Origin of the sequence: Rhodococcus sp. 05-2254-6, assembly GCF_002258565.1 — a bacterium.
Lineage (GTDB): Bacteria > Actinomycetota > Actinomycetes > Mycobacteriales > Mycobacteriaceae > Rhodococcoides.
This window is the reverse complement of sequence record NZ_NOZF01000067.1, coordinates 1-606: the sequence shown is the minus strand read 5'-3', so window position 1 is coordinate 606 and position 606 is coordinate 1. Positions and strand designations below refer to the sequence as shown.

The 606-nt window shown below is 68.2% G+C and carries 1 pseudogene; it reads left to right on the top strand.

Features of this window, described 5'->3' with window-relative positions:
* Positions 1 to 476 (top strand): annotated as a pseudogene (locus CH256_RS08580) (hypothetical protein); the annotation flags it as partial.
* Positions 477 to 606 lie beyond the last annotated feature (130 nt).

The following is a 606-nucleotide window of genomic DNA, read 5'->3' as shown; positions in this document are numbered from 1 at the left end:
ATGGCCTCGACATGGCCGGAGACCGAGATCGGCAGCCCCAGGCCACCGCCGATGATGCCGGCGACTCGGCCGTTCTCCCATCCCAACCGCGGGTGGTCGCCGCTGCCGTGGACCGCAAAATTGTTGCACCGCAGCCTCATTCGAGCATCGCGGCGGTGTACCAGGCGGCGCGGGGTGGCTCGGAGGAGGCGCGGGAGCTGCTCGTCGAGCGGGCGCAGATTCTGGGTCGGACGGTGGCGCTGCTGCGCGACATGTTCAATCCGGACCGCGTCGTACTCGGAGGTCAGGCGTTCACCGCCTACCCGGCCGGAATTCCGCACGTGGGACGGGCCTTCGCCGCCCATTCGACGTTGGAGCGCAGGGACATTCGGGTGACCGGCTTCGGTGACAAGGTGCAGGAGTATGCCGCGACCGTGGTCTCCCTCAGCGCCCTGTACTCCGATCCGCTCGCCTCGATGCGCAGAGCGGCGGCGTAGGTTCACCCACTATGAGCAAGCCCGATACGAGCACCCGTGCAGCAGGATCAGTGGCCGCGCCGCAGGGTCACCGCTGACGCGGTAGACGATGTTGACGCCGTCGATGCCGGTGGCCTGACGAACCGGTCCT